This window comes from Arthrobacter wenxiniae (assembly GCF_013376105.1).
Classification (GTDB): Bacteria; Actinomycetota; Actinomycetes; order Actinomycetales; family Micrococcaceae; genus Specibacter; species Specibacter wenxiniae.
Genome location: NZ_JAAMFM010000016.1, coordinates 41,745 through 58,684 on the forward strand (window position 1 = coordinate 41,745; position 16,940 = coordinate 58,684).

Consider the following 16,940-nt stretch of genomic DNA (forward strand, 5'->3'; position numbering starts at 1 on the left):
AACCAGGTTGCTGCCACGGGCAGCCCATCCGGCGGGCAGGCGGTGCGTTGCGCGGCTAGGCGGCCGGCGCGTGCAGCACCTGCCCGGGCAGGATGACGTTGGGGTCGCCGCCGATGACGCTGCGGTTGGCCCGGTACCACTCGGGCCAGGCCTGCGCCACCTCCACGTCCGTGGCGTACGGGCCCAGGGCGGAGGCCACTATGCCCCACAGGCTGTCGCCGCCGCGCACCACCACCGCGCCGGCGTCAGCGTCCAGGCTGGCCGGGGCAGCTTGCTGCACCGGGGTTCGGGTCTGGGGGCGTGCCAGGGGACCCGGGTCCGCGGCAGGGGCCTGCGGCGTCCACGCAGGGTTCACCGGCGGGGTGCCGGAGACCAATGCGGCCGCGCGGCCGGCTGCCTGCACCGGGCCCGCCGCACCTGCCGCCGTCGGCGGCACGTGGAGCGGTGCCTCGGCAACCGGGACGGGATGCCATTGCGGATCGATGGGGGCGCCGGTCGCGGACGCCGCCGTGGCCATGGGGGCCGCCACCAGGTTCAGCCCCAGCACCACGGCGGCCAAGCGCCGCATGAAGGCGGGCGAGCACGCGCCGGCCCTTGAGGCGAGGCGGGGCCTGCCGCAATGGCAGGCCAGCGCGGAAATAAGGGCGCAGGCCAGGGCCGCCAGCCACCAGAATGTGACGGCAAGGCCGATCCCGGCGGCCGCGGCACCCACCATCTCGGCGAGTTCCAGCGGAGCGGCGCCATGAGGGCCGCCGGTCCGGTGGCGCAGCAGGACACTCCCGGCGAAGACGAGGGAAGCGCCAAGGAACAGGACTGCCACCGTCATGGCGGTGTCCGCTACGGCCTGCCTTTTCATGGCGTCATTCCCGCCTTCCTGATCTTTGACATCGTTTGAACTCGTTTAACATCATTGAATCAATTTTGAACCTCTGTGAGTGGAAATGTCCAGACCCGGCCGCAGCTTGTGGACAACGTTCCTGCGACGTTTCTGCCACCGTTCCGCGACGGGACGGTCGGCCAGGCGTGGGGGGGTCCAAGCGGCAGGTCCGGGCCGCGCCCTGGTTGACGGTGCCCGGCCCAGCGCCTAGCGTGGCGGCATGCGATGGGATGCGCTGTTTGGGGACCTGGATGCCCAGTGGCATGCCGCCACGCAGCAGGAACTGGAGGGCCAGGTCAACGAACTTGCCCGCGTGGAGGCGTCCCAGGTCACGATGGCCGATGCGCTTCGCGGGTCGCTGGGACGCGAGGTGGCCGCAGTGCTGCGAAACGGCGTCGTCCATCACGGGACACTCCAGCGGGTGGAGGCGCAGTGGATGCTCATGGGCTCGGGTGGGCTGTCAGTGGTGCTGCCGCTGGCAAAGCTCCAACAGGTGCGCGGGATCGACCATGCGCGCGGTGTCCTGCAGGGCCGCGTGCGCTACACGCTGGCGTCCGCCTTGCGCATCCTGGCGCGGAACCGGGCGGCGGTGGCCCTTGGCCTGGAGTCCGCACAGCCCGCCGGGGTGCGCGGGGTGTTGGACCAGGTGGGTGCCGACTTTGTGGTGGTGGCACGAATGGCCGACGGCGTGGCGAGGGTCCGCGGCAACCAGCAGGGCACCGTGGTGGTGGCGCTGGATGCGGTGATGTCCGTGACGTCCTCGGGTGAAAACGAGTTTTAGCCGGCGGTCCCCGCATGGTCCGTCTGTTGGGTGTGGCCGGCCGCGAGCATGGCACGGGCCGCGGCGTGGCGGTCCTCGATGAACTGGTCGAACTTGGCGGCATCGACGCGCCACTGCCCGCGGCCGCCAATTTGGAATGCCGGAAGTTCGCCGCTGCGCACCAGCGAATAGCACGCGGCGGCGGAAATTTGGAGTTCTTCGGCCACATCGGCCAGCGTCAAGAATCTAGGCATGCATCCATTGTCGCCCCTTTTGCCTGTATTTGTTCCCGTTATCCACCGTTTGGCCGCCTTGACCCTTCGGTGCGGGCCGAACTTATCCACATTATCCCGCCGGGCCTTTCACCATGGACGTTTCAACGGTAGAAATGAAGGCAATGCGGTCCACGCTTGCCGCGCTGTAGCAGTCCGTCCGCCCACTCCCCCCGGGGCCCGGGCGTGGCGGGTCGGGGGAGGAGCCAGGGGATGGACGCACAGGGCAGGGCGCCAAGACTGGCCAAACCGTCGTGGCGGGACCCGCGGCTCTTCGTCGGCATGCTGCTGGTCCTGGCCTCCGTTGCCGGCGTGGTGGCACTTTTGGACAGCGCCGATAAAACAGTCCCCGCCTATGTGGCCAGGGACGCGCTGGTGGTGGGCCAGACCGTCACGGAGGATTCCTTTGACGTTGTCCGGGTGCGCCTCGGCGAGCTGGACGGGAAATACCTGGACCCCGGGGGAGCCCTTCCCACCCATGCCGTGGCCGTGCGGATGGTCCCAAAGGGAGAGCTGGTGCCTGCCAGCAGCATCGGAGGCACTGACGCGCTGGACCGCAAGACCGCATCCGTGACCGTGTCCGAGCCGCTGCCCAAGGAGGTGGTGGCCGGATCGCACGTCGACGTGTGGGTTGCGTTGCCCGACGAACGCAACGGCTATCGGGAACCGGTGCTCATGCTGCCGGGCGCAGAAGTGGCCGCCTTGAATGACTCCTCCACCAGCCTCGGGGCGGGTCGGACCACGCAACTCATGGTGCTCGTGACGGACGTCCAAATGCCACAGTTCCTGGGGGCCGTGGCCAACAAGGCCAAGGTGTCCGTGGTGTGGAACCCGGCAGGCGCCCGGTGATCCCCGTTGATCCTGCGGGCCCTGTCCGAGCGGTGACCGTCGTTGCGGTTGGGGACACCCCGGAGCACGCCATTGAGGCGCTGGAACGCAGCCGCGGGCCCGTCGCCGTGGTCCGGCGCTGTCCCGAGCTGGCGGGGCTGCTGGCCGCCTGCCAAAGCGGGCTGGCGCAGGTGGCCGTGGTGGCCGCGGACACGGACGCCCTGACGGCCACGCTGGTCGACCGCCTCACGGCCGTCGGAGTCAGCGTCGTGGCGGTGGCAGCAACTCCCGCCGAGGCGGCACGGCTGCGCAGCATTGGCGCCTGGCCCCTCACCGGAACGGCCGGGGTGGAACTGCTCACCGAATCCGTGCTGGCCGTGGTCAGCGCCCGCAGGCACCGCCCGTCGGCCTCCTTTGGCTTCCCCCTTGCTGAACGGCCTGCCGACGTGCCCCGCCGCGGACTGCCGCATTCCACCGGGCTGCCGGACGATGCCCGATTGCCGGGCGACGCCGGAGGCCGGCCTTTCGCCGGAGGCTGGCCTTTCGCCGGACCGACTGCGGGCGCCCGGGGTCGGGAACCGGACAGTGCCGCCGCCGCTGGACCCTTCCCCGGCCGTGCGTCCACCGCCGGCGAACCGGCGGACAATGCCGCCGGGGAGCCACCCGGGCAGGCCGGGGGCGGTCATGTCGCGCACATTCAGACCAGGCCCGGCGGGCGCTCCGGAAGCCATGCCCCGGCCCCGGGCGTCCTAGCCAAGGTTGCTGGGCGGGTGAAGTCCGCGGTGGCCGGCGGCGGCTCGCTGCTGCGGCCACGAGGCGGCGGGACGCCCGCAGGGCACGCGCGCGTTGTGGCGGCCGGCGCCGCGGATTTGGGCGCCGCGGAGGCCGGCGCGCAGGAGTCCGCCCTGGCCGGGGATCCCGTAACGCGGCGCACCCTGGCCGTGTGGGGGCCCATAGGTTCACCGGGGCGAACGCTTCTCGCCGTCAACATGGCCGGCGAACTCGCAGCCCGGGGGCAACGGGTCATGCTGGTCGACGCCGACAGCTACGGGGCCAGCGTTGCCGCCAGCCTGGGCCTCCTGGATGAGTCCGCGTCCTTTGCCCAGGCCTGCAGGGTGGCCGACCAGGGCCTGCTGACGGTGGCTGAACTGGCCCGGATCTGCTCCGAGGTGGTGTGCGCCGGCGGCACGTTTTCGCTCCTGACCGGCCTGACCCGTTCGGACCGGTGGCCCGAACTCCGCGCGGCCGCCGTTGAGCGGGTGCTCCAGACGGCCCGGACCATGGTGGACACGGTTGTCATTGACTGTGGCTTCTGCCTGGAAACCGACGAGGAACTCAGCTATGACACTGTGGCGCCGCGGCGCAACGCGGCAACCCTTGCCGCGCTGGCCCAGGCGGACACCATCTACGCGGTGGGCAGCGCGGATGCCGTCGGCATCCCGCGGCTCATCCGGGCACTCGCGGACCTGACGGAGGCTTGCGCAGGGTCCGAGGTGCGGGTGGTGTTGAACAAGGTCCGGAAAAAGTCCGCGGGGGGTTCCCCGGTGAAAGCCCTCGAGGATGCCTGGCAGCGGTTCGGGCCGGCACTGCCCATTGGCCATGTCCTCCCCTGGGACCCCGACGTCCCCGCCCGGGCATTGCTGGAAGGGCAGCTGCTGCAGGAACTGGCCCCGGACTCCGCCCTGCGCCGGGCCATCCGCGACATCTGTTGTGCACCTGTCCAGGGAAACCACAGAACTGCTGTATTAAGCGCCACAGCAAGGCCCGGGAATCCGGGCTAGGCTCAAGAAGAGGCCGCAAAGTAGCGGTCTTTTACTCTTTGACGGAGGCGTTAATTTTATGTCGTCCAAATCCCCCACGACCGGGTCCCTGAAGGATTCCACCGAGCTCGGCGCCGGTGACCAACAGTTCATCACCGACTACTACGTGCAGCTGTCCGACGAGGACAGGGCGGCGTACCAGGCCTCGACCCTCAATTCCAGGGCGCTGACCCACCGGGCCCTGGCCTCGGACAGGGCTCCCGGCACGGTCAAGGTGGAGGTCTTGGACGAGCGTGACGCCAGCGTGGTGTACATCGTGACCGACGACATGCCGTTTCTGGTCGACTCCGTCAGCGCCGAACTCGTGCACCAAAACCGGGCCATCCGGCTGGTGACCCACCCCATGTTCGTGGTGTCCAGGGCCCGGGGGACCAACATCCTGGCCGGCATCCACAAGGTTCCCTCCCACGCCGGCGTGGCCAGCGGCGACACCGCCACCCTGCCCAGCTTCGCGCACCTGATCGCGGACGGCGACAACTCCCCCCACCTGGAATCCTGGATCGCCGTCGAGATCGACAAGGCCGACGACGAGGCAAAGTCGCGCCTGGTGGACGGCCTCATCAAGGTCCTTGGCAATGTCCGTGCCGCAGTGGAGGACTGGCCGGCCATGCGCGAGAAGGCCCTCAGCCGGGCCGAGGTCCTGGCCACGGAACTCGCCGGGGAACACATCTCCGACATCCGGGAGGCCGAGGACCTGCTGCACTGGATGGACGCGGGCAACTTCACCTTTCTGGGCTACCGCGAGTACGACCTCATCAAGCAGGACGGCGAGGATGTGCTGGTCAACCGCGAAGGCAGCGGCCTGGGCTTGTTGCGGGACGGCTCCAACCACCCCACCGTCCAGCACCTGACCATCACCGGACGGCGCAAGGCGCGGGAAAAGCGCGTCCTGGTCATCACCAAGGCGAACTCCCGATCCACGGTGCACCGGGCCGCGTACCTGGACTACATCGGCATCAAGTCCTTTGACTCGCAGGGGAACGTCAACGGCGAACAGCGCTTCATCGGCCTCTTCTCCTCCGCCGTCTACACCGGTTCCGTGCGGAACATCCCCGTGGTACGGGAAAAAGTCGACGCCGTGCTGCGCCACTTTGGCTTTCCGCCGGACTCGCACTCGGGCAAGGACCTGTTCGCCGTGCTGGAAACCTATCCGCGCGATGAACTGTTCCAGATTGAAACCGATCAGCTGATCGAAACCGCCGAGGGCATCCTTCGGCTGCAGGAGCGACGGCGCACCCGGCTGTTCCTGCGGCCCGACATTTACGGCCGCTTCATGTCGGCGCTGATCTTCATCCCGCGGGACCGCTACACCACGGCCGTGCGCCGGCGCATCGAGGACGAGCTCACCCGGACCTTTGACGCCGTCTCCATCGACTTTGAGGCCAGGATGAGCGAGTCGGCACTGGCCCGCCTGTTCTTCCGCATCCGCCTGTCCAAGGATTTCATCATCCCGGCCGATCTCCGCTCCGCCGAACTGGAGCAGCGGCTCGTCATGGCCGCCCGCTCCTGGCCTGAAGGCATCGCCCAGGTGCTCCGTGAGACCCAGCCGCTGGAAGCCGCCGAACACCTGGCCGCCAAGTGGTCCGAGGCGTTTCCCGCCAGCTACCGGGTGGACTTTGAGGTTGAGGACGCGCTGGAGGACATCAAGCGCTTTGAGGACTTCGACACCCACTACAAGCAGGTGGGGGAGGCCGGCGGCCCGGCGGAGGAGTGCGCGCCCGGGATGAATGTGTACCTGCCGGACGGCGCCCTGGACGGCCAGCAGGGGGACGCCCGCGTCAAGCTCTACATGGCCCACCCGCAGAGCCTGAGCCAAATCCTGCCGTTCTTCCACAACCTCGGCATCGAGGTCATCGACGAGCGTCCCTTCGAGATTGAAACCGCGGACAAGCGCGACTTCTTCCTCTACGACCTCGGCCTCAAGTACCCGGCCGGCGTCGACCCCCTGAAAACGGCGGACCTGCTCACCAACGCTTTCGGGGCCGCCACCACGGGGGCCAGCGAATCCGACCTCTTCGACAGGCTGGTGCTTACCGAGGGCATGGAGTGGCGCCAAATCGTCATCCTGCGCGCCTACGCGAAGTACCTGCGCCAGATGGGCAACACCAACTCCTTCGGCTTCATCGCGGATACGCTGCTCCACAACGTGGCCGTGACCCGGGCCCTGGTGGAACTCTTTGAGGCCCGCTTCGACCCGAGCGCCATCGACGCCACGCGCCCGGAACGGATTGCCGAGGTCCACGGACGCCTTGACGCGGCCCTGGAAGGCGTCCCGACCCTGGATGCCGACCGCGTGCTGCGCACCATCGCCAACCTGGTTGACGCCACGCTGCGCACCAACTACTACCGGGGCCGCGATTTCCTGAGCCTGAAACTGGACCCGGCGCGGATCACGGGACTGCCGTTCCCGCGACCCATGTTTGAAATCTGGGTCTACTCGCCCCGTGTCGAAGGCGTCCACCTGCGCTTTGGCAAGGTGGCCCGCGGCGGCCTGCGCTGGTCGGACCGCCGGGAGGATTTCCGAACCGAGGTCCTGGGCCTGGTGAAGGCGCAAACCGTCAAGAATGCCGTCATTGTCCCCACGGGCGCCAAGGGCGGGTTCTTCCCCAAGGCCCTTCCCAACCCCGCCGCTGACCGCGGGGCGTGGATCGCGGAGGGCCGGGAGAGCTACAAGACCTTCATCAGGGGGCTGCTGGACGTCACCGACAACCTGGTGGCCACCGCGGACGGGGAAGTGGTGGTGCCGCCGGAAAACGTGGTTCGCCACGACGCCGACGACACCTACCTGGTGGTGGCCGCGGACAAGGGCACGGCCTCCTTCTCCGACACCGCCAACGCGATCTCCGCCGAATACGGCTTTTGGCTGGGCGACGCCTTCGCCTCCGGCGGCTCGGTGGGCTACGACCATAAGGCCATGGGCATCACCGCCCGCGGCGCCTGGGAGTCCGTCAAGCGGCACTTCAGCGAGTTCGACGTCGACACCCAGGCCGAGGAATTCACGGCCGTTGGCATTGGGGACATGTCGGGCGACGTGTTCGGCAACGGCCTGCTGCGGACCCGCCACGTCAAGCTCGTTGCGGCGTTCGACCACCGCGACATCTTCCTGGATCCGAACCCCGAACCGGGTGCGGCCTTTGACGAGCGCCAGCGGCTCTACGACCTGCCCCGCTCGTCCTGGCAGGACTACAACAAGGAACTGATCAGCGAAGGCGGCGGCGTCTACTCCCGCATGCTGAAGTCGATCCCCATCACCGAACAGGTGCGCACGGCCTTGGGACTGCCGGACGGCACGGTCAAGCTCAGCCCGCCTGAACTGCTCCGGGCAGTGCTCCTTGCCCCGGCCGACCTGCTTTACAACGGCGGCATCGGCACCTACATCAAGGCCAGCAGCGAAAGCAACGCTGACGTGGGGGACAAGACCAACGACGCCATCCGAGTCGACGGCAGGGACCTCCGCGTGAAGGTCATCGGCGAAGGCGGAAACCTGGGCATGACCCAGCACGGCCGGGTTGAGGCGGCCCTGCACGGGGTCATCCTGAACACGGACGCCATCGACAACTCCGCCGGCGTGGACTGCTCCGACCATGAGGTCAACATCAAGATCTTCGTTGACCGCATGGTCGCAGCAGGGAAGATCGACCCGGACGAACGCGCCAACTTCCTGATGTCCATGACGGATGAGATCGGCCACCTGGTCCTCGAGGACAACATCGACCAGAACGTGCTGCTGCTCAACGACCGGCAGAAAGTGGTGGAATGGAGCCCCAGCTATGAACGGTTCATGGACTGGCTCGAGCAACATGGCGACCTCGACCGCGCCATCGAGGCGCTGCCCACCAACGATGAACTCCACGAGCGGCTGCAGGGCGGACAGGGGCTGACGTCCCCCGAGCTTGCGGTGCTGGCCGCCTATGCCAAGATGGAACTGGCCACGGCGCTGTCCGGGAGCGACCTCGCCGACGACCCGTGGTTCAAGCGGACCCTGCGTCGTTACTTCCCGCAGGAAGTGGCGGCTCGCTTCGACGCGGAACTCGACACGCACCCCTTGCGCCGCGAGATCATTGCCACCGTGGTTGCCAATGACATGGTGAACCTGGGCGGGATCACCTTCGCCTTCCGGGCCATGGAGGAGTCCTCCGCGGACGAGGTCGCGATTGCCAAGGCCTTTGTGGCGCTGCATGAGATCTTCGACTTCGAGTCCATGACCAAGGCACTTCGCGAGTTGCCGCCGTCGTTTCCCACCGAACAGTGGTGCACCGTGCAGCTGGACATGCGCCGGCTGCTGGACCGCGCCCTGCGGTGGCTTGTCAACGAGAGCAGCGGCCAGCGCAGCATCGAAGAGGTCATCAGCCAGTTCAAACCCGTGGTTGCCTCCGTGGGCGGGCGTCTGGGCAGCTACGTGCAGGGGGTCGACGCCGCCCGCGTCCAGTCCTGGTACGACCATGCCAAATCCTTTGACATGCCGGACACCCTGGGCCGGCAATGGGCGGAACTCTTTGAGTCCTTCCCGCTGCTGGACATCGCCAAGGTCAGCGGCGACATTGATGAGCCCGTGGACGACGTCGCCAGCGTCTACTACGCGCTCTACGACCGGTACGGCGTGGACGCCCTGCTGGAACGGATCACGGCGCTGCCCCGCAATGACCGCTGGCAGGCGCTGGCCCGTGCCGCCTTGCGCGACGACCTCTACGCCACCACGGCGGACATGACACGCAATGTCATGCACAGCACGGAGGGCGGCATGTCCACCGAGGACCGCATTGCGGCCTGGGAAGCGCAGAACAAGGAACAACTGGGCCGGGCCACCAAGATGTTTGCCGAAGTCAACGAACTTGAACAAGACGACATGGCGTCGTTGTCGGTAGCATTGAGGCTCTTGCGCTCAATTGTCCGGCGCTAGCTGAAGCGGCGGGGCGGCCGGTTGCCTGCGGGAACCGGCCGCCCCGCCCACCCAATTCCGAAGGAGCCGCGCATGGCCATCTTTGCCGACATGATCAGGGAGGGCGCTGATTTTGGGCCGGGGGATGCCGAATGGCTGCACCTGCTGGTGGGGGACTGGCAGCTGATTGCCGACCTTTCCTTCGCCGACCTCGCCCTGTGGTTTCCGCACCCGGACAAGGGCTACGTCGCCCTGGCGCATGTCCGCCCGTCCACCAGCCACACGATGTTCCACTCCGACTTTGTCGGCGAGGGGATCCGCCCGGAGCTGGACCCCCTGGTCCGTGCCGCCTGGCGCAGCCAGAACATCGAGCGCTCCAGTGAAACCGGCATCTGGAACGCCGACCTGGCCATGCGCGTGGAAGCGATCCCCATGGTGCGCAACGGCCGCACCCTGGCCGTCATCACCACCCACATGGACCTTTCCAGCTCGCGGATGCCCTCCCGGCTGGAACTGACCTACCGCCAGTGCGCCTACGACCTGCTGAAGATGGGCACCCTGGGGCTGTGGCCCGACTTTGCCTCGCCCACCGGTTCACGGCGCGGTGCGCCCCGCGTGGGTGACGGCGTCCTGCGCCTGGACGTGGACGGAATTGTCCAGTATGCGAGCCCCAACGGGGTCTCCGCGTTCCGCCGCCTCGGCGACGGCGAGTCGCTGGAGGGCCGCTCCCTGGCGGAAGTGACCACCGGGCTGCTGAAGGACCGCCGCATGGTGGATGAGACGCTGCCGCTGGTGGTCACGGGGCGCATGCCGTGGCGCACTGAAATTGAATCACGGGGCGTGAGCCTGTCCCTCCGGGCCATTCCGCTGCGCGACGCCACGGAACGCTTCGGCGCACTGGTGCTGTGCCGCGACGTTTCCGAACTGCGTCGCCGTGAGCAGGAACTTGTCACCAAGGATGCCACCATCCGGGAGATTCACCACCGGGTGAAAAACAACCTGCAAACTGTTGCAGCGCTGTTGCGGATGCAGTCCCGGCGGATGCACAGCGAAGAAGGGCGGCAGGGGCTGGAACAGGCCATGCGCCGCGTGTCCACGATCGCCCTGGTGCATGAAACGCTCTCCCAGGGCTTGGCGCAAAGCGTGGACTTTGACGAACTGATCGACCGGCAGTTCCGCCTCTCGGCCGAGGTGGCCTCCCCGTCGCAGCGCGTTCGCACCGAACGTGCGGGGGCATTCGGCGAACTCCCCAGCGACTTTGCCACGCCCCTGGCACTGGTCATCAACGAACTTGTCACCAACGCGGTGGAGCACGGCCTGCAGGACCGCGAGGGCACTGTCTCCCTGACCGCCCGCCGCTATAAGAACGACGCCGGCGACGACGCCATTGCCGTCACCATCGCCGACGACGGCGTGGGCCTCCCGGAAGGGCACATCAGCGAAGGGCTGGGGCTGCAGATTGTGCGCACGCTGGTCACCAGCGAGTTGGGCGGCACCATTGAGTGGACCCCGCGCGAGGGCGGCGGCACCGCCGTGCTGCTGGACATGTCGCTGATCCGCCGCCACTGAGCCGCCGCCGGTCGAGCTTGTCGCCGGTGGTCGAGCCTGTCGAGACCCAGGCGCCGGTCGAGCCTGTCGCCGGTGGTCGAGCCTGTCGAGACCCGGGCAGCCGGCGGCGGCACCGTCCTGACGTGCAGCGGCGACCGGTTAAACAGCTGACCCGCAGCGGCGGGCGAAGTCCCAGTGATTTTGTTGGACTTCGAACCCTGCTGCGGGTCGGCTGGCTGGTTTTCCGAGTCCTAGCTGGCGCGCCTGGCCCGTGCGGCCCGGCGCTTCATGGCGCGGCGCTCGTCTTCGCTCAGCCCGCCCCACACGCCGGCGTCCTGGCCGGACTCGATTGCCCACTTTAGACAGGTGTCAATGACCGGACAACGACGGCACACGCTCTTTGCTTCCTCGATCTGCAACAAAGCCGGCCCGGTGTTTCCCACGGGGAAAAACAATTCCGGGTCCTTGTCAAGGCAGGCTGCGCGACTACGCCAGTCCATGCTGATCACTCACTCCTTTGGAACGGAAGGCCGTTTGTGAAAAATTTCACGTTAGGCCACATAAGAAAGGGGCCGTTATCGGCCCCTTTAGGTCATCGAGTTAAGCGTGTCATGTTAACTCCATGTAAACAAGGGGTTGTGATGCTTTTGTTGGCCCGCGGCCATGAGCGATGCGTCACACGAATGCCGCCCGCAGGCTCTCCAGCATGGTTGTTCCCCGACTATCTCCGGTAAGGTGCAGTTGTGTCAAGACCTCCAGTGAACCCCGCAGAACAGCCGGATCCAGGGCCGCGGGACAACACCGCGCCCGGCCCGCAGGGCAGTCCGGCGCGCCGGCCTCCCGGCGTCTATGTCATCTCCGGTGTGGTCGGGCTTCAGGCCGTGGCCCTGGCGGTGGCCGGTGTGGTCTTTACGGTTGCCGCGTTCACACAACCTTCCCTTTCCATTGCCGGCACTGTCTTCCTGATCGTGCTCGTTTTTGCCCTTGCCGCAGGGCTGGCCGCAGTTTCCGTCAACGCCTTCAAGGGGTTCCGCTGGACGCGGTCGGCGGCCTTTGTGTGGCAATTGCTCACGGTGGCAATCGCGGTTCCCTCTTTGCTCAACGGCTCCACCGCTACGGGCCTGGTGCTGCTCCTGCCCGCCCTTGCCGTCATCTTTTACCTGTTCACGCCGAGGGTGGTCGAGTTTTCCTTGCGCGCCGGCGGCGGCCAGCCCCTTCTGTAGCCGGGCTGTAGCCGCCTCGCTCAGGCCGCCCCGCGTTCAACGAACGGGAACTGGAACCATTTGGTCCGGCCGCGGTCCACAAGGACGGCCCTCCCCGGTGGCTCCGACCCGGCAGTGTCAAGGCGCAGGCCGAACAACTCGCCATCCTGCGCCCTTGCCGGCCTGAGGACGATTCCCCGCTCCGCAGTGCGCAGGCCCCACTCAAGCGGAAGCCGGGCCAGCGTGGGCAGGTGGTTGGGCACAGCCACCAGGGCCGAGCGGCCGGCAGCCAGCGCCCGGGAGATGGCCTGGAGCGCCTCCGGCTGCAGCATGGTGGCATCGTCGGCCCACAGCATGCACTCCGGCGTCCGGTTCAGTTCCCGCACCGCCGCCATGAAGGTTGATTTTCCCGATCCGGGCCCGCCGAGGACCGGAAGGACGGCCCCAGGGGCGAGCAGGATGCTGATGGGCGCGCCGCAATCGCCGCCCAGGCCCAGGGCCAAGGCACAAGCGGCTCCTGTGCCTTCCGCCGCGGAAGTCCCGGACGCCGCGGAAGTCCCGGCGCCGGCGGCGGCACCCGTCCGCAGCCCGGACATGGCGCGTCTGACATCGTCCAAGGTGAGCGACTCGGGCAGGTCCCTGACGAGGACGGGTGGGGTCGCGGCCCGCCCGTCCCGCAGGGACAAGGGCCCCCGGTGCTCTTGACCGGCCCGGCCAAGCTGGGCCAGATGGGGCTCGTCGGGCGCTCCCCGGGCGGCGGCGGCGTTCATTGGGCCGTAGAGGACAGCCCTGCCAGGCAGGGGCACGGACCGTGGACTGGGCGGCCACATGAGCCTGGATTCGGCACTGGCACCGAACGGCAGGAACATGCGGTTGGGGACGGCCGCCATGAACGGTGCGGTGAGCAATTCGCGGTCCCCGCCCAGAACCACGGCCACATTGGGGCGGCAGTGGCGCACCAGGGCGGCGGCGGAATCCTCGGCCCAGGGCCAGGGGCTGGACCGGAAGGCGGCCACCCACCGTCCCCAATCGCTGACAAACACTGCCACGGGTGCCTCCGTGGAGGTGGCCACCTCGGACAGGCGCAAGAGCAGGCGCGCCGCGGTGCGCAGAACCGCTGGCGTTGCACAGCCGCCCACACCAGGCCGGTGCGAGAGGTTCTCCATCGACCCGTCACCGTCCAGGATGTAGACATGCTGCCTGGACGCAGCGGCCCGGCCCGCATTTGAGTCCAGCAGCCGCGCCGCGAGGAGGCCAACCGCTGATGAGGAGGCAGCACGGGTGCCGACGCATGCCACATGCGAGTGGAGCGAAGGCGACCACGTCAGGGGCTCCAGCGATTGGCGTTCGGGCACGTCCACCATCCCCACCAGCACTGCGTCCTCCCCGCGTCCCCCGACTGCCGCATGCTGTCCGCGTCGCCGGATCCGGGCCCAGGTCCCATCCTCGGCGTCGCCGGTCCCGGCGTCGCCGCCTGGCAGCCCCGGCAGGGCGGGCAGGTCAAGTTCGCGGGGCAGCTCGGGCGCCACGACGGCCGGTGCCGCCGTCCATGCAGCCAGCGCGTTGCTGTTGCCCCTGGGCCGCGCCTCGGTGTCTTGGTCCGGCCAAGGAGGGCCGTCTGGCTTGGTCCGTACCGCCGCTGCGGCGTCCGCCGGGCCCGGGCGTGGCGGGCCGGACAGCATCTGCCATGCGGCCGCGAGGACACCGGCCACGGCGTCAATGTCACTTTCCGGCAGGCTTGGAGCCGCCACGCCGCCGTCTGTCCTGGCGGCCCGCGCTGCAGCGGGACCGGGCGGTCCCGCAGGCTCCGGTTGTCCTCCGGCATGACCTGGCGCCGCGTCGGCAGCCTGCGCCCGCAGCAAGTCGGCAGCGGGAACTGCGCGGGGGGCCAGGCTGCTGGGGGGTGCCGGCAGCCGGAGTGTGGCGCTCTGGAACGGGGTGGGCCGGCCCCCGGCGCGGCTGATATAGGCACGCCCCGGGGTGTCAACGGCAATAAAGGCCGCCGCCGCAGACCCTATGACGTCCTGGGAGTCATAGGTGGTTTGGACGCGCAGGCAGACGGAGGAGGTGACGTTGGCACGGATGTCCGGGCTGATGGCGCCCTGCGGCCGCTGAGTTGCCATGACGAGGTGGATTCCCAGCGACCGGCCCACGGCAGCGAGGCGCATGAGTTGGTTCATGGCGTCGGGGTACTGGTCCACCAGCACCCGGAACTCGTCTATGACGATGACCAGGTGTGCCATGCCTGCGCCTCCCGGGAGGACCGTGCCGGCCCGGAAGGTGTTGGCATCGGCTGACTCGACCCGGCCCAGGACTGCCTCGCGCCGATGGACCTCGGCACGCAGGGATGCAAGCAGCCGGTCCAGGCCACCGCCGTCGAGGTCGGTGACGAGGGCTGACGTGTGGGGGAATTTCCGCAACGGGCCCAGCCCCGCTCCGCCCTTGAAGTCAACGAGAATGAACTGCAGGTCTGTGGGGGAGTGGGCTGCGGCGAGGCCACCGACCAGCGTCCGAAGAAACTCCGACTTCCCCGAGCCCGTCGTGCCGCCCACCAGCAGGTGCGGGCCGTCGTCAACAAAACTGAACATTTCATGGCCTGCGGGCGACCGGCCGACCGGCACCGGCCTGAGGGGGCCGCCCAGGTTTGTCCTCCACTGTTGGGCCACACCCTCCGGACTGCGGCCTTGCGGCGGCGGGACGCAACAGGCACCCAAGGGAAGGGCCTCCGGTTCCGGTTTTTTTCCTGAAGCGCCCCGGGACCGGGCGTACCGGTCAAAAATCGCGGCAGGCACCCCGTCCGGGACAAATGCGAGGCCGCCAACGTGCCCCACAGCGCCGTTGCCCGCAGGGTGCAGCTGCACCTCGCGGGGTCCGGGGCCTCCAGGGCTGGTTTGCGGGGAGAAGTTAATGGACGGCAGGTGCGGAAATTGTGCGAGGAGCACGCCGGGCTGTGCGAGGAATGACACGAGCACGCAGGCAGGGACCCCCGGGCCCGCCGCTGCCGTCCATCCAGGCCCGCCGCCGGCGGAACCTTCCCTGTCCGGACCGGTCCCAGCGGCTTTTGCTGCAGCGTTCAGGCTGTGGACAGCGCCAGCCGCCGCTGTCTGGCTGCCCGCCAGCACTGTGCGCGGCAGAAACCTGGCCGGCAGGGGAAGTTCGGACGCGGGCCCCCACAGCACAACCGGCACCCCTGCAGAGTCCAGCTGCATGAGCACAAAATGCAGCAACAGCCGCAGTGGTCCCAGAGGCCCGGAAATCTGGATCGATGCCGGTCCAAGTTCGACGGCGACGGGCATGTCGCTGCCTTCGGGCGGGCTGGGTGGGGGACTGCCGGATACGGGCTCCGACGTGGCACGCTGGGCGGCGGTGCCCACGCGGACGGCGAGCTGCCCGCCCGGTGGACCCGAACCGCGCGGGCCGGGGTCCCACTGGCCGGCCCCGGGCCGGCCCGAAGCTGCCGGGCCCAGGGCAGCCGCCATCAGGGCATCGGCGCCCGGGAAGGCAGCGAGGCGGCGGGAGGCGTTGCGCGCAGCGTCGGCGGCGGTCGAAGCGCGGAACGCGCGGCGCTGCCTGGCACCGCCGAGCAGCGGCGGGAGGATGGCGACGGCTCCCATGGCGGCAAAGCCCAGAAACATCCACGACCCGGTCAGCCAGGCCAGCAGCACACCCGACGCCAGCGGCACCAGGCCGGCGGCCAAGGCGCCCCACCGGCTGCGCGGCGGCCAGGTGCTGAAGGACAATTGCATGGGTGCCAGCACCGATGCATCCAGCAGCCCGGAACTGTCCGGGGTGCCCCACGGCGTGGCGGGGTCCCTGTCTGAGATGTCCCCGCTCCCGGCATGGGGCCCGTCCACGCCCGGCGCAGCCCCTGTGTTGCGAAGTCCCCGTCCGCCGGACCCGCCGGTGCCCGCCGGCATGGCCAGCCGAACGGCCAGGCCGGACATGCCGCAGCGGATGAGGTCGCCCACTTCGATGGTGGCGGTTCCTCTCAGTGGCGTGGCAGCGACAAACGGGCTGTCCTGCCAGCCGCGCAGGATGCTGAATCCGGCGGAGCCCGGTTCCGCGGACAGGGTCATGCCGCGCTCGCCGACCGTCAGGGTTCCGTGGTGCCTGGACAGGGTGGGGTCGGCCACCACAATCCGGCAGTGGCCGCGCCCCACACTGTAGCTGCCGCGGTGCAACGGAAACATGGCCCCCGCTCCCGGCCCGGAGCAGACGGCCAGCACGGCCGGGGCGCCTGGTCCGTGCGTGGTGCGCGCCGAGCCTTGCGGGACACCGCTGCCCGGCGCCACAACCACCACGGCTCCGTCCGTCAGCGGCTGGCGCCCGGCAACGAGGCCGTCCAGGGCAGCGCCCTCCACCGTGAAGAGCGCCTCCGGCCAGAGTTCGTGCAATGCCGCGGCCACGGCCTGCCCGCCGCCCCCGTCCGGCAGCGAAATGCTCAGTTCGGCGGGCTCGAAGGGAACGGTTCCGGGACCTGCCACGGCCGTGATTTCCAAACGCACCAGGGCCCCTTTCCCAGCATTGCGGCGGCCCCTGCGCCCGCCGTGTCCTGACGAGCCTAGGCGGGCGGGAAACGTCCGGAAGGTCCGGCGTCGGCCATTGTCAACAAGCCGGCCGGCCGGGCGCCATGTGGAGGGATGAACGGCCCCGACGTGCCATGTGTCATAGCTCGGACGGAGAGTGTTTGGATAACGTTCGGGTAACCTAGGACGGTAGGCGTGGCACTGCTGTGCCTGTATACCGCCGCGCAA

General features: G+C 68.8%; 10 protein-coding genes. 6 read left to right on the plus strand and 4 right to left on the minus strand.

Features of this window, described 5'->3' with window-relative positions:
* Positions 1 to 55: 55 nt before the first annotated feature.
* A complete protein-coding gene (locus tag G6034_RS11565; RefSeq protein WP_176635271.1) occupies positions 56 to 856 on the minus strand; it encodes a LysM peptidoglycan-binding domain-containing protein in 801 nt (266 codons plus the stop codon).
* 241 nt (positions 857 to 1,097) lie between these two features.
* Between G6034_RS11565 and G6034_RS11570 the strand changes: the two genes are divergently transcribed.
* A complete protein-coding gene (locus G6034_RS11570) occupies positions 1,098 to 1,658 on the plus strand; it encodes a hypothetical protein (RefSeq protein WP_176635272.1) in 561 nt (186 codons plus the stop codon).
* Here G6034_RS11570 and G6034_RS11575 read toward each other — a convergent pair.
* Positions 1,655 to 1,891, minus strand: a complete 237-nt coding sequence (locus G6034_RS11575; protein WP_176635273.1) for a helix-turn-helix domain-containing protein — start codon at positions 1,889 to 1,891, stop codon at positions 1,655 to 1,657. The genes G6034_RS11570 and G6034_RS11575 overlap by 4 nt on opposite strands.
* A 231-nt stretch (positions 1,892 to 2,122) precedes the next feature.
* Between G6034_RS11575 and G6034_RS11580 the strand changes: the two genes are divergently transcribed.
* The 4 genes from G6034_RS11580 (at position 2,123) to G6034_RS11595 (ending at position 11,005) form a co-directional block, all read left to right on the plus strand.
* Positions 2,123 to 2,758 (plus strand): hypothetical protein, encoded by a 636-nt coding sequence (locus tag G6034_RS11580; protein WP_176635274.1) that lies wholly within the window; start codon positions 2,123 to 2,125, stop codon positions 2,756 to 2,758.
* A 32-nt stretch (positions 2,759 to 2,790) separates the two neighbouring features.
* Positions 2,791 to 4,518, plus strand: a complete 1,728-nt coding sequence (locus tag G6034_RS11585; RefSeq protein ID WP_343038028.1) for a MinD/ParA family ATP-binding protein — start codon at positions 2,791 to 2,793, stop codon at positions 4,516 to 4,518.
* Positions 4,519 to 4,576: 58 nt separating this feature from the next.
* On the plus strand, positions 4,577 to 9,457 hold the full coding sequence (locus G6034_RS11590; RefSeq protein ID WP_176635275.1) for an NAD-glutamate dehydrogenase: 4,881 nt from the start codon (positions 4,577 to 4,579) through the stop codon (positions 9,455 to 9,457).
* A 72-nt stretch (positions 9,458 to 9,529) separates the two neighbouring features.
* Entirely contained in the window at positions 9,530 to 11,005 is a 1,476-nt protein-coding gene (locus tag G6034_RS11595; RefSeq protein ID WP_176635276.1) for a sensor histidine kinase, read from the plus strand.
* Between the two features lie 230 nt (positions 11,006 to 11,235).
* Here G6034_RS11595 and G6034_RS11600 read toward each other — a convergent pair whose 3' ends face one another.
* On the minus strand, positions 11,236 to 11,484 hold the full coding sequence (locus tag G6034_RS11600) for a WhiB family transcriptional regulator (RefSeq protein WP_038469266.1): 249 nt from the start codon (positions 11,482 to 11,484) through the stop codon (positions 11,236 to 11,238).
* A 243-nt stretch (positions 11,485 to 11,727) separates the two neighbouring features.
* On the opposite strand from G6034_RS11600, the gene G6034_RS11605 reads away from it, so the two are divergent.
* Positions 11,728 to 12,207 (plus strand): hypothetical protein, encoded by a 480-nt coding sequence (locus G6034_RS11605; RefSeq protein ID WP_176635277.1) that lies wholly within the window; start codon positions 11,728 to 11,730, stop codon positions 12,205 to 12,207.
* Between the two features lie 20 nt (positions 12,208 to 12,227).
* Here the strand turns inward: G6034_RS11605 and G6034_RS11610 are convergent, their stop codons facing one another.
* On the minus strand, positions 12,228 to 16,691 hold the full coding sequence (locus G6034_RS11610) for an FtsK/SpoIIIE domain-containing protein (protein ID WP_176635278.1): 4,464 nt from the start codon (positions 16,689 to 16,691) through the stop codon (positions 12,228 to 12,230).
* Positions 16,692 to 16,940: the final 249 nt, after the last annotated feature.

What these genes read in the sequence shown, in the direction of transcription:
- G6034_RS11565 (WP_176635271.1), bottom strand. Translation starts at nt 856, where the DNA reads ATGAAAAGGCAGGCCGTAGCGGACACCGCCATGACGGTGGCAGTCCTG.
- G6034_RS11570 (WP_176635272.1), top strand. Translation starts at nt 1,098, where the DNA reads ATGCGATGGGATGCGCTGTTTGGGGACCTGGATGCCCAGTGGCATGCC.
- G6034_RS11575 (WP_176635273.1), bottom strand. Translation starts at nt 1,891, where the DNA reads ATGCCTAGATTCTTGACGCTGGCCGATGTGGCCGAAGAACTCCAAATT.
- G6034_RS11580 (WP_176635274.1), top strand. Translation starts at nt 2,123, where the DNA reads ATGGACGCACAGGGCAGGGCGCCAAGACTGGCCAAACCGTCGTGGCGG.
- G6034_RS11590 (WP_176635275.1), top strand. Translation starts at nt 4,577, where the DNA reads ATGTCGTCCAAATCCCCCACGACCGGGTCCCTGAAGGATTCCACCGAG.
- G6034_RS11595 (WP_176635276.1), top strand. Translation starts at nt 9,530, where the DNA reads ATGGCCATCTTTGCCGACATGATCAGGGAGGGCGCTGATTTTGGGCCG.
- G6034_RS11600 (WP_038469266.1), bottom strand. Translation starts at nt 11,484, where the DNA reads ATGGACTGGCGTAGTCGCGCAGCCTGCCTTGACAAGGACCCGGAATTG.